We start from the raw sequence: 13,227 nt of genomic DNA, 5'->3' as shown, positions 1-13,227 counted from the left end.
CACCAGGGCGATTCCCACACATCTTGACCGTTCCGGACACCACGCCCGGTGATCAGAGCCTTACCCGGAAAGGCTCAGTGACTTGTCCCCGTTCGACAGAATGTCGGACCCACGGGGTAGACATGCTCGATCACCTTCCACGTCACTTATGGAGTGCCACTGATGTCGCTTGCTGACCGCCTGCTCGACGCGGTTCATTAAAATCGCTCGTATGCGGGGATTGTGTTCAACGGGAGGTACCAGCCGGTGGGCGGGCCGGGCGGCAAGATCATGCCGCCGACTTTCCCAATACCCGACCGGGAAAAGGCCGCCGCCCAACGCGAAGGCCGGGAGCCGGTGCCGTACGCCGTCGAACGCCGGCTCATCGACGAGACGCTGTGCGACACTGTCGTCGTCGACCAGGTGCCGTCGCAGGCCAACCGGGTCGAGGAGGCGTTGCTGGCGGCGCGCGACGGCGGCCGCCTCGACCTGCCGATCTTCGAGATGACCATGAAAGAGGAAGGCGTACGGCTGACCTCGTTGGACTTCCCGCACCGGTACGCTGACGCCTACCTGCGCGACAGCGACGTGAACGGCGAGCGATTCGACCGTAGCCCGGTCGGCAAGGCGCTACGCTCGACCTCGGCCATCGACGTACGCCCGCTCTACCAGCGGGAACCGTACTCGTTAATCTTTGGCGCCTGGGATTCGCACCGCAAGGGGCGGTGGCCGAAGTTCCCCCGGATCTACTCGTCGTCGATGTTCGGTATCGACTGGTCGATCGGGGACCGGCGGGCCGGCAAGGTCGACCCGGTCAACCTGACCGGCGCCATCGACGACAAGGGCAAAGCCGAGCGCGACTGGCGTTTCCTGCCGGAGGGCACGAAAGCCAAAGGCGGCAAGCTCAGCGAGATCGGGCATGGGCACATCGCGCCCAACACGGTGCACGGCGGGGTGACGGTGCGGGAGATCCGGCGGTACGGCTGGATCTCGCTCGCCGGTCTGGAGCGGCTGCGTTTCGGTGACGCGTCGGCCGAAGCGGCGACCGCGGCGCGGGCGACGCTCGCCGCCCTGGCGTTGGTCGGCGACCGGCTCGCGTTCGGGCGGGCCTCGCTGTGGCTGCGGTCCGGTGTGACCTGACCCGCCACCGCGAGACCGTCTCCTTTGAAGGCGACGGCGGCACGCTCGACCCGGTCGACGTGTCGACGACCGAGGCGATCGAAGCCTTCCGGGAGCTGTGCAGCCGGGCAGCCGCCGCCGGGATTCGGATGGACGACGACGTGATCGCGATCACCCCGATCAAGCCGCTCGCCGAGGCGATCCGGCACGCTCTCACCCAGTCCGTGGCAGAAGAGGCGTAGGTCCGGTGGCGCTGAGTATCACCGTACGGCTGAGGCAGGCCCGCTACGACGCGGCGGCGACCACACCCGTCGACGCGGAGTGGCCACCGCATCCAGCACGCCTGTTCAACGCGCTGGTCGCCGCCGTCGAGCACGGCAGCGGTAGCCCGGCCGAGGTCGCCGATCTGGCGGCGCTGCGCTGGCTGGAACAGGCCGGCCCACCCCTGGTCGCGGCGGTCCCACCGACCGACGTGCACACCAGCGTCCGCAGCGGCTTCGTGGTCACCAACGCGACCGAGGCCAACGCTGGCAGCACCTTCTGGCCGGGCCGTACCAACCGATCGAGCAGCCGCAGCAGCGCGCTGCCCGCCGACGATCGGGTCGCGTTCGTCTGGCCGGCCGCCGAGCCCGACGACGGCGTGCTGTGGCGGCTGACCCGGCTGGCCCGGCGGGTGCCGTACCTGGGCCGGTCCACCGGCAACGTCGAGATCACCGTGCACGATGAGCAGGTGCCGCACCGCCCGAAGTGCACGACGTACCAGCCGACCCGCATCGGCACGCCGGGGTCGATCGAGCTGCGGGTGCCGTACCCCGGCTACGCCGACCAGCTTGTCGCCGCGTACGACAACGGGCAGCGTGCCTGGGAAACCGTGCGGTCGATCGCGTACGCGGTGGGCAGCCCGCCGGAGCCCGACGAGCCGCCAGCACCGGCCGACGCGACCGGCCCGTACCGGACGCTGCTGGTGTGGCCGGTACGGCGCGGCCACGTACCGATCCGTGGCGACCGGATCCTGCAGGTCGCCGGCCTGCTGCGACGCACCGTGATGGACCGGGTGGCTGACCCGCTGCCGGCCCAGGTCAGCGGGCACGGCGCCGACGGCCGACCGCACCTGGCGTACCTGCCGCTGCTCGACGTCGGCCACCGCCACGCCGACGGACACCTGCTCGGCGTCGCCGTCGCGCTGCCCACCGACCTGCCCGACACCGACCGCCGGGCAGTGCTGGCCGGACTGTTCGGCCCGACCGGCGACGACCCGATCCAGACGCTCAACGGCAACCAGTTCGGCCCGGTGCAGCTCGCTGACCCGGCCGAGACGCCGACCACGTGGGGTGTGCGCGCCGACCGGTGGACCGGGCCGCCGTCCGGCGCAAAACAGTGGGTGACCGCCAGCCCGATGATGCTGGACCATTTCCCGAACCGCAGCCGCAGCGCCGCCGACATCGTCGCCGACGGGCTCGTCACCGCCGACTATCCCCGGCCGGCGTCGGTGACTGTGCTCGACGCCCCGGTGCTGCGCGGCGCGATCAGCGCACCCCGGCGCGGCACCCTGCCGAAGCAGCGGCCGTCCCGACCACTGGTGCACTGCCGGATCAGCTTCGCCGAGCCGGTACGCGGCCCGGTCATCGCCGGTGCCCTGCGCTACCTCGGCTGCGGCGTGTTCGTCCCGGAGGTGCCCGTTGCCCAACGATGAGCAAGCGGAGCGAACCATGCCCGGAACCGGCCGACAGGCCACCACCGAGGAGCTGACCGCCGCACACTTCGCCGACTTCGTTGCCGAGGCACACGGCGGACGCCGGCCGTTCCCCTGGCAGCAGGCGCTGCTCGACCGGATCCTCACCGACGGGCGCTGGCCCGACGTCATCGACGTGCCGACCGGGCTCGGCAAGACGACCGTGCTCGACGTCGCCGTGTTCGTCGCCGCGCTGCGCCCCGACCTCGCGCCCCGGCGGACGTTCTTCGTCGTCGACCGACGCCTCGTGGTCGACGAAGCCCACGAACACGCCACCGCCATCCGGGAGGCGCTGACCGGCACCGCCGGGCCGGTGTGCCGCGCGGTCGCCGACCGGCTGCGCGCCGTGGGCGACCCGGGCGAGGTGCTGACCGTCGCCCGGATGCGCGGCGGCGTCACCTGGGACCGCGTCTGGCTGGAACGCCCGGACCGGCACGCGATCATCACCGGCACCATCGACCAGGTCGGCAGCCGGCTGCTGTTCCGGGGGTACGGCGTCAGCGAGTACGCGCGCAGCATCGACGCGGCACTCGTCGGCACCGACAGCCTGATCGTCGTCGACGAAGCCCACCTGGCCACCGCGTTCCACACCACCGTCCGCGAGGCGTTCGACCTGGACCGGTGGCCGATCGCCCGCCGGCCGGTGCTGATCACCATGTCGGCGACCAACCCGGCCGACGACGACCGACCGGCGGCTTCCGACATCGGTACGCCGACGGTGCACACGATCAGCGCCGCCGACCTCGACCACCCGGATGCGGGGCAACGGCTGCGGGCCGGCAAACGGCTACGCCTCGTCCAGGTCGACACCAACCGGCGCAAGGCCGCCACCGAGGTGCCGCAGGTGATGGCCGACCTCGCCGCCCGGCTGGCCGACCGGGGCGTGGTGGCCGTCGTCGCCAACACGGTCGCCCGCGCCCGCGCGGTGCCGTCACCGGCCCACGCGGGCCGGTCTCCATTGCGACATTTGCTACGCGCATCGGGACCGCGAGCAGCCGCAGCTCCGTCACCGGCCCACGCGGGCCGGTCTCCATTGCAACAGCTTGCCGGCGAACCTCTGAAATCCGCTCTCAGTGTCATCGATCCGCGAGGGTCGGTCTCCATTGTGACCTGCACGGCGGCCGGCATCCGGTCCAAGCGGCGGCCGTCCGTCACCGGCTCACGCGAACCCGTCTCCATTGCGACTTCAGCATGGCGTCCGGCCCGGAGCTGAGGTGCCCGACCGTCACCGGCCCGTCAAGGGCCGGTCTCCGTTCGGCAAGATGGATGGACAGGACTCTGCTTTCGGCTGGCCGATCGGTTTCGCTGAGTTGATCTCGATTGCGGCTCGTCATCATGACGTAGACCTCAGCGGGAGCCGGCGCTGGACCGCTGTAACGGGCCTCTGTGGTGCATGGCCGGTCGCCTCGCCAGCGGTGGGCTGGCGAGGCGACCGGCTGTGCACGTACGGGTGGGGTCAGCGGGCGGGGGTGTGGGTGAGGAAGGTGGTCCAGGCGGTGGGGGAGAAGGTGAGGGTGCCGCCGTCCCGGTCCTTCGAGTCGCGGACCAGGACCCGGCCGGGCAGGTTGCCGGCGACCTCGACACAGTCGCCGCCGGTATCGGTCGACCGGCTGGACTTGCGCCACTGCAGACCATCGGTAGTCGTCATGGGGTCAGCCTATATTTCTCGATGATGCGAAGCGACGCGCTGGTGGAGGCGGCGTCGCCGAGCAGCCTGTCCCACTTCCGGATCAAAAACTGGATCGTCTCCTCGTCGTCGGCGACCTGGCCTTTGGCGACGTTCTCCAAGTATGCGGCTGGGTCGACGTCGGGTAGATCGGCGAAGACGAAGCCGCCGCCGAGACCCACGTGCGCCCCGACCTCGGTCGGCAGAATGTGAATCCGCACGTTCGGCATCTCGACGACCTCCTGGAGGTGCTGGAGCTGCCGGTCGAGGATGGCGTGGTCGCCCACCGGCCGGCTCAGCGTTGTCTCGTCGAGGATAAAGATGCACTCGGGCGGATTGTCGCGGGTCAGCAACTCCTGCCGATCCATCCGGATTCGCACCAGCTCCTCGGCCTTTGCTGGCGTGTGCAGGTTGCCTGCGGTGATGATCGCTCGGGCGTACTCCTCGGTTTGTAACAGGCCCGGGATGACCGTCGGTTGGAAGGTGCGGAGGCGGGTGGCTTCGGACTCGATCTTGCGCCAGGCGATGAACCAGGCGGGGGTGCGTTGGCGTTCGGCGCGGTCCAGTAGCTCGGTCAGCAGGCCGCCGGTGTCCAGAGCTACGTCGGCTTCTTCGGCAAACTTGAAGGTCGGCTTGCGTCGGCCCGTCTCGATCGCGGCAATCGTCGACGCACTCCAATTGATCTTCTCGGCGAGCCCGTCCTGGCTTACTCCGGCGGCGACCCGCGCTGCTTTGAGCGCGCGTATCCACATGATCATGTCCACCGCTTACCCCTCCGTACGTGAGTGATTTCACGGGTATGCCGATCCATCCTTACGGGAGAGTGCCGGCGGAGTCCAGAGTGTTCGCAGGAGAAGTTTCCGAGGATCAGCGGAGGGCAGAAATGAGCGTCCTGGTACCAGGTTCCCAACCGCCGGCCATCCCCGAGTTGAGCGAGGATCAGACCCGTGACGTCGCCATCCGGTACGCGACGAGCGTCGTCACCGACCACTGGCCTTCAACAGAGTGGGCCGGCTGCCCGGTCTGCCTGACCGACGGATGCCGCCCGATGGACACCGCGCTGCAATTTCTACGCGTGGAAGACTTCGGGGCGTACGAGTGGTTCGCCGAGCTGCTGCGCGACGGCAAGCCGGTGAAAATGATTAACGATGAGAAATGACCCGCTGGTCAAAGTCGGCGACACGGTTTCGCTGAATACCGGCGACTACTGCTACGGGCTCGGTCGACTCGTACTGCGGGTCACCCGGGTCGACGACGGCGCGCAGCATCCGGGGATCGAATGGGTCCACCTGGTCGGGGTCGAGGTCGTCGGCGGTGAGGACCACCGCTTCCGCTCGATCGTCGTACGGGCGGACGCGCTGCGCCGCCCCGGTGCGGTGACCCGTCCGGCCCGTCGCCGCCCGTGAACTCGTCGAGTGGAGGGCTGGGGTACCTAATTTGTCGAGAATTACGTACCCCAGCCCTCCACTCGACGAGTCGGTGGCGCAGCGGCGGTGCGGCTACTGCGGAAGTCGCTGCGAGAAGCGGATGTTGTTGCCGGACGGGTCGCGGACACCGCAGTCGCGTACCCCGTACGGCTGGTCGATGGGCTCCTGCATGACCTCCGCCCCGGCGGCCCGGACCCGATCGAACGTCGCGTCCACGTCGTCTACCAGGAAGATCAGCCCACTGAGCGAGCCCTTGGCGAGCAGTAGTTCCAGAGTCTCCTGGTCGGCGGCGCGACCCATCGCGGCGACTTCGAGCACGATCTCGACGTCCGGCTGTCCGGGCGGGCCAACAGTCAGCCAGCGGACGCCCTCGAACGGCAGGTCGGTGCGGACCTCCAGGCCGAGCACGTCGCGGTAGAACTTCAGTGCCTCGTCCTGGTCGCGGACAAGCAGGAACGTGTGGGAAAGCTTGATTGTCATGCCAGCGACGCTACGCCGGCCGGCTGACCTGGGCTTCTCCGAACCGACTTGATACTCCGGCCGGGCGGGTCGGGCGGGTGACGGCCTTGACGTAGCAGGCCGGGATGGCCGCACCGGCCGCATGTGACCTGGCCCGGTACGCGCTGGGCGTCTCACCGACCAGCTCGGTGAAGCGGGAGCTGAACGAGCCGAGCGAGGTGAACCCGACCGCCATGCAGACGTCGGTGACGCTCAGGTCGCCACGGCGCAGCAGCGCCTTGGCCCGCTCGACCCGCCGGGTCGACAGGTAGCCGTACGGGCTCTCGCCGTAGGCGGCCCGGAACAACCGGGTGAAGTGCGACGGCGACATGTACGCAGCCCGCGCCATCGCCGGCACGTCCAGCGGCCGGACGTACTCCCGGTCCAGCAGGTCCCGGGCCCGGCGCAGTCGGACGGCTTCCTCGACGTTCACCCGGTCAGACTGCCACGCCCCACCGACATCACGGCGTCGTCGTTCAGCCCGACGGAGCCAGGTCAGTTTGACGGGGTCAGGCCGCGCTGAATGTCGGCGGATGAGGCTCCGTACAGGTCGGGCCGGTTGACGCCCAGCTGCCCGACCACGTTGCGCGCGGCGGCCACGTCCTGGTGCAGTCGGGTGAAGGCGTCCGCCACCTTGGTCTCGTCGTCGACGAACTTCTCGTTCTGCTTGGTCAGCGCCCGCTGCACCGCGGTCGCGATGTCCTGCGCGGTGGTGCCGCCGATCTCGACGGGCTCGGCGTCGCTGCCCACCTCCAGCCCTTGCGCCAGGGTGCTGGTCGAGATGATCACCGCGCCAACCCAGGCGGCCATGCCGCCGGTGGTGGCGATCAGGGTGCCGGCGGCGATGCCGATCAGGGTGCTCCAGGTGTAGCTCTTGGCCGATTTGCCGCCCGCGCCGAGGTCACCGAGGGCGGCGATCGCCTTGTCGAGCAGGTCGAGGACGGCCTTCCGCTGGGCGATCTTGCTGATCTTGTTGGCTTCTAGCAGCTCCTTGGCGATGCGGGCGGCCGCAGCCTGGCAGGCCAGCCCGTTCTCCAGCGGGGCGACGAAGTTGCCGATGAACGTCTGCTGGAACGAACCCTCCCAGTGGTTCTCCATCTGGTCGCGGACGGTCTGCAGCCCGGTGAGCCCCATGTCGCGGTTGCCGAGCTCGCCGGCTTCGGCAACCGGCCCGCCGAACATCGCGGCGATCGTGCCGAGACTCTCGATGGCCGGGTTAGCCTCGTCCGGATCCGGCGTCAGATAGCTCTCGAAGGTGGGAACGACCCAGGCGTAATGTTCGTTCTCGATCGCGTACTCCCACTGCCTGATCTCCGCCTCGGTGAGGACCACTTCCTCGTTCGGCAGCCCGGGGCCTTTGTTGATGACGACGGAGAACGCCCCGGAGGTGATGGTGTACGCCGGCCGGTCCGGGTTGGCCTTGTTGTATTCCTCCAGCAGAGCGTCGAGGTAGGAGCGCATGTCCTGCAGGGTCTGCCGGACGAACTCCTGCCGCAGCTTTTCGGCCTTTTCGGTCAGCTCCGAAACGAATTTTAGATTCGCGTACTCGGCGGGGGTGTCGGCGTTGCCCATGGTCGCCGCCTTCAGGAACCGCTGGACCGGCGTGGGGCGGGGATCGGCGTGCCGGGGTCGTCCTCGGACCCCGGTGCCGGCGGCGCGATCGCCGGATCGGTGGAGTTGCGCCACGGGTCGGCGAGAAGCGCCTGAAGCTCGCTCGCTGCCTGCGCGTCGGTCGCCTCGTACGCGAGCCGGGCGTCCCGTACGGCGGTCGCGCCGTCCAGCACCACATCGCCGATCTCGGCGTACATGTCCTGCAGTTCGTAGCGCAACGTGTTCCACATGGTCAGGGCGAAGGTCAGCCCGGACGCGCTGTCCGCCGCCGCGACCAGCCGGTTCGCGTCGTAGTAGACGTCCGCCACGCGCGGCAGCAGCGCCTCAGACACCCGCCACAGCGCGTACAGGTCACCACCGGTGACATCCTCCGGCATCGCCATCACCCCCGGTTGACGGTCAGTGGAACCGCTCGGGCGGTTTGCCGAGCGGTGGTGCGTTCATGCTTTGCGGCGGCGTACCGCGACGACCGCGACCAGCAGCGTCACCGCGACCGCGACCCCGGCGGCCAGCACCCACCACGGCCGTACCGCGCCGTCGGAATCCGCGTCGCCGCCGTTGCCCGGACCGACGGCGGAGATCGCCGGCAGCTCCAACCGGTACACCTTGTGCTGGAGCGGGTCGACCAGGTAGCCGAGCTCGTCGTCCGCCATGGTCAACGGGCCGGCGAACGACGGACCCGCCAGCAGGGTCTCCACCCGGCCGTCTGGGTGGAAGCGGTAGAGGCCGTCGTCGGCAGACAGATACCGGGCGTTCGCGGTGGCGGCCAGGTAGAGGTTGCCCTGCCAGGCGCCGGCGGGGATCTCCGCCGACTGCGATTCGGAGTACGCCCACCGCCTGTCGCCGTCGCGGACCACCGCGCGCATCACGTTGTCGGACAGGCCGTACAGCAGGGTGCTCGCCACCCAGCGGTCGCCGTCGGGGCCGTCCGCCGTCGATATCGGCGCGTACGGGAAGGTGAACGTCGCCGCGTCGCCGCCCGCCACCAGCCCGACGTCGCCGCTGCCGATCAAAGTGTCGATGACGCCGTCGGCGTCGATCCGCCGGACCCGGTAGTTGCGCAGGTCGCCGAAGACCAGCCCGCCGTTGGCGTCGACGGTCAGGCCACTGACGTCGCGGAGTTGCGCCTCGACGGCCGGCCCGCCGTCACCGGCGAACCCGGCCTCGTTGCCGCCCGCCACCGGGGCGACGTCACCGCCGGGCGACAGAGCGAGGATCCGGGCGTTGCTGCTGTCACCGATGTAGATATTCCCGGCGCTGTCGACCGCCAGACTGCTCGGATAGCTCAGGCTGACCTCGCCGACGGGGACGGTGCGGATCACGCCGTCGGTGGATATCGCCCGGACGACCCCGTTGCCGGTGTCGGCGACGTACACGACCCCGTCCGGTGTGACGGCGACCCCACCGGGCTGGTTCAGCGCGGCCGCCGTGGCAGGACCGTCGTCGCCGGAGTATCCGGCCTCACCGGTTCCGGCGTACAGCGTCGCCGTCGCTCCGTCGGCCGGAGCCGCCGCGCCGGCCAGTGCCGGCAGCGGGATACCGACTGTCGCCGTTGCGACGAGTGCCGCGGCGAGCCCGCGCGCTGTTCGTTTCACCGCCTAGTCTTAACACAGTGTGGCAATCGATTGTTGTCTCGTCGCTGTCGTCGCCCGGGTCGGGTTTTGACGGTGGCCAGGTGACCTGCGGAACGGGGGAGAGATGAGCGAGCCCGACCCGGACCGGCGACCGCCGATCTCCGCGTCGTCCCCGGACGGTGCGATCTGGGCGGACACCACCGACGGCACGGACCTGCGGATCAGCTTCAGCTACGCGGCGTACGGTCGCTACACCGACGACACCCTCGCCCACCAACTGTGCCGGCTCGGGCAGGCGATGTGGGTCGCGTTCCAGCGGTCCCAGGACGAGCTCCACGAACGACGGTCGGCGTCGTTCCGGGTCATCGTCAGCGCGCCGGCCCGGCCTGAGCTGACGCCAGGGCAGGCCGCGTACGCGCGGGCGCTCAACGAGGTGGTCGCGTCCGGCGGCTCGCCGGACGGTTCGATCACGGTACGCACCACCGGTGCCCTCTCCTGGACCGTGCAGCTCGCCGAGGGCACGGTCACCCGGATGGGCGAGAGCGCGTTCGTCTCCCAGCTGACCGCGGCCGTGCAGGCGATGCTGGCCGACCGGGAGCGCAAGATCGCCGCGTTGAAGGCCGAGTTCCTTGACCTGGGGGTGCCGAAGCGCTGGACCGCCCTGCTGTATCAACTACGTAGCCACAACCGCGCCCAGGCATAGCCGCTGGTAGCCGAAATCCAGGACGCTGCCTCGTCACTAGGCTGGCAGTCTTCAACATGTCGCATCAAACTCGTGATTGAGTCTGGTCGACTGACTCTGGCTCCGGGGTCAGCCTGGCTCGGTGTCCTCGGGTCGACGAAGGCTCCGGGAGCGGGCGGCGCGCCACCCTGGGCCGACGACAGCCACCAGGCCGATGGCGCCGACGCCACCGAACCACGCTGTAGTGATCGTTCGTGCCGCGTCCAGCCCGGGGATACAGGAGGTGGTCAGCGGCTCTCGCTGACCGAGTGGGTCGATGTCGACCTCGACCTTCGTGCTGACCGGCTCGGCCGGCCCGCAGAACGGAACCCAGCCGAGATCGTCGCCGCCGGCGGACAGCTGGTAGCTGGGGCGGCACAGTTCGGTGCCCGGCACGCACCCGTCACGGACATCGGTGACCTCGGCGGTGACCTGTTCGCCGTACGGCGAAAGGTTGCCTTCGCCGTACGCGGCGGCGAAGGCGAGACTGAGCGCTCCGACTGTGATCCCCAGCAGTGTGCGTCCGGTGATGACGACCGTCGTCAACCGGCTGGCCCGGTTACCAGAAGGCACGCGAACGGGCCAGATGGCGGCGACTACGTAGGCGGCTGCAGCTGCCCACAGCACCAGGACGGCCGTGACGGAGGTGAGTCCCGGTTCCTGGCCCAACAGGAAGCCGCTGAGGAGGGTCAGCAGCACCGCTGCGCCGAGCCACAGCATCGCCATGCTGCCGATTGTCCGCGCGCCGGGCCCGCCGCGCCAGGGCAGCCGGCCCAGCGCAATGATCAACGTCAGCTATCTGACATCGTGCACGGATTCTGGCCGCACTCCGTTGTTCTTGACCGCCATGCCGCGCTTCCCCGGCACCACCACCTGTCCGTCGGTGACGAGCATGAACCGCTCCAGGCCGGGGACGAAGATGTTGACCACGGCCAGGTTTCCGGTGACGTAGTGGTCACGCTGCAGCGGTGCAAGCCGCGTCTGGTGAGGGCATGAACGAGCTCGTCGAAATGGCCGGCGGCCGTGTCCGGCGCTTCCGTGTCCCGGTACGGCACCAGGATGGCGTCGCCGAGCCGGGTACTGAAGTCGCTTCGGTAACAGGCATGGAGCGCGGGATAGGGCGTCGTCCAGTCATGCCGGACGGGCGCCATGGCCGCGAACGCGGAGTGGATGTTCCCGAGCGAGGAGGCCAGGTGGACCTGGACCAGCTCGCTCACCGCACGGGCGATCGCATAGTGGCGGGAGAGTGAGGCGCCGCAGCTGCGGATCCGAGCCGGTTCGCCGTCGCGGGTAGGAAGGTAGGCGAAGATCGCCGGCACGCCCAAATCGGTGGTCATGTCGATCAGGTGCAGCCGCCGGCCGGTGATGGTCTCCGCAGCACACACCAGGGCTGCGAGGTTGTCCGGCAACGTGCTCGCCTCCATGAGGACCAGCGGGGACCTTCGCGGGCCCGGCTGTAGGTGAACCCATAGACGGGGTGTGGACGGCGAGATGAGGGTGGATTCGTGAAACGCCGCCGTCGCGGTCGTCTGCGCCTGACATGGAATCTCTTCGAATCAATCTACTCGGCGTGGTGTGCGGCCGCCGGGGCTCTGCCGATCTCGACATGGGAAGCCCGCAGCAACAGGCCCTGCTCGTCGTCCTTCTCCTGCGGCCGGGTCAGGCGGTGAGCGCAGCCGTTCTGATGGAAGCACTGTGGGGCGACGACCCGCCGGTCACGGCGACGAAGAGCCTCCGCACGTACGCTTGGCGCTGGCGCAAGGTGCTGGAAAAGGACGTTGCCCAGCCCCGGCTCCTGACGACCGTCGGTGACGGCTATCGCCCGGAGGTGCCGGAGGACGCCATTGACGTGCGGTGCGCCGAGGCGCTGGCCCGTCGCGCCAGCCGGGCCGGCGACGCGAGGAGCGCCCGCGCGATGCTGGCCGCCGCCGGGCGATACCACCTGCATCCCCTCGTGCGGTCGTTCGCCCTCGCCCAGGACGTCGCCGGGGGAGCCGCAGCGACCGGGGCCGCCGGGCAGCCGTTGGACAGCCTCGCGAGCGCCTGGCGCCGGGCAGCCGCAGAGCTGCCGAACATCGTCGCGCTGGGCAGGCAGATGGCGGCCGGCGAGGCGGACCTTCTTCGTCGCTTGGTGGATCTGATGATCGCGATGTCACCGTCCGGGCCGGACCCACGCGCGGAACCGACGATCGAATTGTTGTCTGTGTTGTACGCGGCGGCGGACCATGCGGCGGCGGACCGCGCGGGCGACGGGAAAGTGGCCGAGCGCGCGCGACCAAGATCGCCGCCCGCCTGTGCGCAGAGCATGACGACATCGCGATCCTGCGGCAGGCGTTGGACAACCTGGGGCTGCTGGCGCTGCGTCTCGGTGACTACGACGCTGCCGTCACCCCTTTCGAGGAGGCGATCGGGCTGGCCCGCCGGCTACGCCATCGCACCGGCGAGTTCGTGTCGATCGTAAACGTGGCACTGACCGAGCTCAATCGTGGACGGTCGGCCGAGGCCGAGGTCGCCTGCCGGGAGGCCCTGGACTCGTTCGACGATCTGTTGGACGACGGCGCGACCGCGTACGCGTGGTATGTCAATGGTTCGGCCGGTGCCTCGATCTGTCTGTGTCAGCCGGTCTGCTAGACGAGTAGTTCCGATGTCCGGTCAGTGGTCGTAGGCGATCAGGGACCGGGTGACGGGTGCGCTGGTCTTGTTGTTGTGCCAGATGGCGGCGGCCATGGCGAGGAGGCGTTGGGCGACGCGTACGGCGACACCGGTGAAGGTCCGTCCGCCGTGTTGTTCCAGGTCGAGTTGGCCTTTGAGGGTGTCGTTGACCGACTCGATCAACTGCCGGACCTTCTTGAGCATCGGTTCGCCGTAGCGGGCCTTCTCCTTCTTGCGTGACGGGCGTA

Annotated in this window: 18 protein-coding genes and 1 pseudogene; 9 read left to right on the top strand and 10 right to left on the bottom strand. The window is 69.4% G+C overall.

Translation table 11 applies throughout. The features are described from left to right. Positions 1 to 222: 222 nt before the first annotated feature. Genes cas7u through ACFHWU_RS27680 form a run of 4 tightly spaced genes read left to right on the top strand, consistent with a single transcriptional unit; the run spans position 223 to position 4,043 of the window. Positions 223 to 1,119 carry a type I-U CRISPR-associated RAMP protein Csb1/Cas7u gene (gene cas7u, locus ACFHWU_RS27695; RefSeq protein ID WP_416592105.1) on the top strand — a complete coding sequence of 299 codons (897 nt, stop codon included), beginning with the start codon at positions 223 to 225 and terminating at the stop codon, positions 1,117 to 1,119. Next, on the top strand, positions 1,095 to 1,340 hold the full coding sequence (locus tag ACFHWU_RS27690; RefSeq protein ID WP_416557264.1) for a hypothetical protein: 246 nt from the start codon (positions 1,095 to 1,097) through the stop codon (positions 1,338 to 1,340). The genes cas7u and ACFHWU_RS27690 overlap by 25 nt, the downstream gene beginning before the upstream one ends. A 5-nt stretch (positions 1,341 to 1,345) precedes the next feature. Continuing rightward, on the top strand, positions 1,346 to 2,791 hold the full coding sequence (gene csb2, locus ACFHWU_RS27685) for a type I-U CRISPR-associated protein Csb2 (protein ID WP_416592104.1): 1,446 nt from the start codon (positions 1,346 to 1,348) through the stop codon (positions 2,789 to 2,791). A gap of 16 nt (positions 2,792 to 2,807) precedes the next feature. Then, positions 2,808 to 4,043, top strand: coding sequence for a DEAD/DEAH box helicase family protein (locus ACFHWU_RS27680; protein ID WP_416592103.1), 1,236 nt, complete (start codon positions 2,808 to 2,810; stop codon positions 4,041 to 4,043). 243 nt (positions 4,044 to 4,286) lie between these two features. On the opposite strand, the gene ACFHWU_RS27675 is transcribed toward ACFHWU_RS27680, so the two are convergent. Further along, entirely contained in the window at positions 4,287 to 4,478 is a 192-nt protein-coding gene (locus ACFHWU_RS27675) for a DUF397 domain-containing protein (protein WP_416557261.1), read from the bottom strand. Next, complete coding sequence (locus tag ACFHWU_RS27670; RefSeq protein ID WP_416557289.1) at positions 4,475 to 5,254, bottom strand: helix-turn-helix domain-containing protein; 780 nt, start codon at positions 5,252 to 5,254, stop codon at positions 4,475 to 4,477. Before ACFHWU_RS27670 ends, ACFHWU_RS27675 begins: the two co-directional genes overlap by 4 nt. A gap of 23 nt (positions 5,255 to 5,277) precedes the next feature. Here ACFHWU_RS27670 and ACFHWU_RS27665 point away from each other — a divergent pair, with 23 nt between their 5' ends. After that, positions 5,278 to 5,655 carry a hypothetical protein gene (locus ACFHWU_RS27665; RefSeq protein ID WP_416557260.1) on the top strand — a complete coding sequence of 126 codons (378 nt, stop codon included), beginning with the start codon at positions 5,278 to 5,280 and terminating at the stop codon, positions 5,653 to 5,655. Further along, a complete protein-coding gene (locus ACFHWU_RS27660) occupies positions 5,645 to 5,902 on the top strand; it encodes a hypothetical protein (protein WP_416557259.1) in 258 nt (85 codons plus the stop codon). Before ACFHWU_RS27665 ends, ACFHWU_RS27660 begins: the two co-directional genes overlap by 11 nt. A gap of 93 nt (positions 5,903 to 5,995) precedes the next feature. Here ACFHWU_RS27660 and ACFHWU_RS27655 read toward each other — a convergent pair whose 3' ends face one another. The 5 genes from ACFHWU_RS27655 to ACFHWU_RS27635 form a co-directional block, all read right to left on the bottom strand. Then, the gene (locus tag ACFHWU_RS27655; protein ID WP_416557258.1) at positions 5,996 to 6,403 is read right to left on the bottom strand and encodes a VOC family protein; all 408 of its coding nucleotides are present in this window, start codon (positions 6,401 to 6,403) and stop codon (positions 5,996 to 5,998) included. A 10-nt stretch (positions 6,404 to 6,413) separates the two neighbouring features. Further along, a complete protein-coding gene (locus tag ACFHWU_RS27650) occupies positions 6,414 to 6,854 on the bottom strand; it encodes a helix-turn-helix transcriptional regulator (protein WP_416557257.1) in 441 nt (146 codons plus the stop codon). 62 nt (positions 6,855 to 6,916) lie between these two features. Further along, on the bottom strand, positions 6,917 to 7,993 hold the full coding sequence (locus ACFHWU_RS27645; RefSeq protein ID WP_416592102.1) for a hypothetical protein: 1,077 nt from the start codon (positions 7,991 to 7,993) through the stop codon (positions 6,917 to 6,919). Positions 7,994 to 8,004: 11 nt separating this feature from the next. Then, positions 8,005 to 8,409: a hypothetical protein gene (locus ACFHWU_RS27640; RefSeq protein WP_416592101.1), complete on the bottom strand. Its 405-nt coding sequence runs from the start codon at positions 8,407 to 8,409 to the stop codon at positions 8,005 to 8,007. 63 nt (positions 8,410 to 8,472) lie between these two features. Further along, complete coding sequence (locus ACFHWU_RS27635) at positions 8,473 to 9,627, bottom strand: hypothetical protein (protein ID WP_416592100.1); 1,155 nt, start codon at positions 9,625 to 9,627, stop codon at positions 8,473 to 8,475. Positions 9,628 to 9,730: 103 nt separating this feature from the next. On the opposite strand from ACFHWU_RS27635, the gene ACFHWU_RS27630 reads away from it, so the two are divergent. Beyond that, positions 9,731 to 10,309: a hypothetical protein gene (locus ACFHWU_RS27630; protein ID WP_416592099.1), complete on the top strand. Its 579-nt coding sequence runs from the start codon at positions 9,731 to 9,733 to the stop codon at positions 10,307 to 10,309. A 108-nt stretch (positions 10,310 to 10,417) separates the two neighbouring features. Here ACFHWU_RS27630 and ACFHWU_RS27625 read toward each other — a convergent pair whose 3' ends face one another. Together ACFHWU_RS27625 and ACFHWU_RS27620 are read right to left on the bottom strand one after the other, a co-directional pair. Next, positions 10,418 to 11,053: a hypothetical protein gene (locus ACFHWU_RS27625; protein WP_416557490.1), complete on the bottom strand. Its 636-nt coding sequence runs from the start codon at positions 11,051 to 11,053 to the stop codon at positions 10,418 to 10,420. 65 nt (positions 11,054 to 11,118) lie between these two features. Beyond that, entirely contained in the window at positions 11,119 to 11,751 is a 633-nt protein-coding gene (locus tag ACFHWU_RS27620; protein ID WP_416592098.1) for a YcaO-like family protein, read from the bottom strand. 116 nt (positions 11,752 to 11,867) lie between these two features. On the opposite strand from ACFHWU_RS27620, the gene ACFHWU_RS27615 reads away from it, so the two are divergent. Beyond that, positions 11,868 to 12,788, top strand: coding sequence for an AfsR/SARP family transcriptional regulator (locus tag ACFHWU_RS27615; RefSeq protein WP_416592097.1), 921 nt, complete (start codon positions 11,868 to 11,870; stop codon positions 12,786 to 12,788). Next, positions 12,671 to 12,958, top strand: a complete 288-nt coding sequence (locus tag ACFHWU_RS27610) for a hypothetical protein (protein WP_416592106.1) — start codon at positions 12,671 to 12,673, stop codon at positions 12,956 to 12,958. The genes ACFHWU_RS27615 and ACFHWU_RS27610 overlap by 118 nt, the downstream gene beginning before the upstream one ends. A gap of 21 nt (positions 12,959 to 12,979) precedes the next feature. Here the strand turns inward: ACFHWU_RS27610 and ACFHWU_RS27605 are convergent. Then, positions 12,980 to 13,227 (bottom strand): annotated as a pseudogene (locus ACFHWU_RS27605) (IS982 family transposase); the annotation flags it as partial.

The sequence above is a fragment of the Micromonospora sp. LOL_015 genome (assembly GCF_048060275.1).
In the GTDB taxonomy this organism is placed as follows: Bacteria; Actinomycetota; Actinomycetes; order Mycobacteriales; family Micromonosporaceae; genus Micromonospora_E.
Note: the sequence above shows the minus strand (reverse complement) of the source record. Positions and strands in the feature narration are given on the sequence as shown.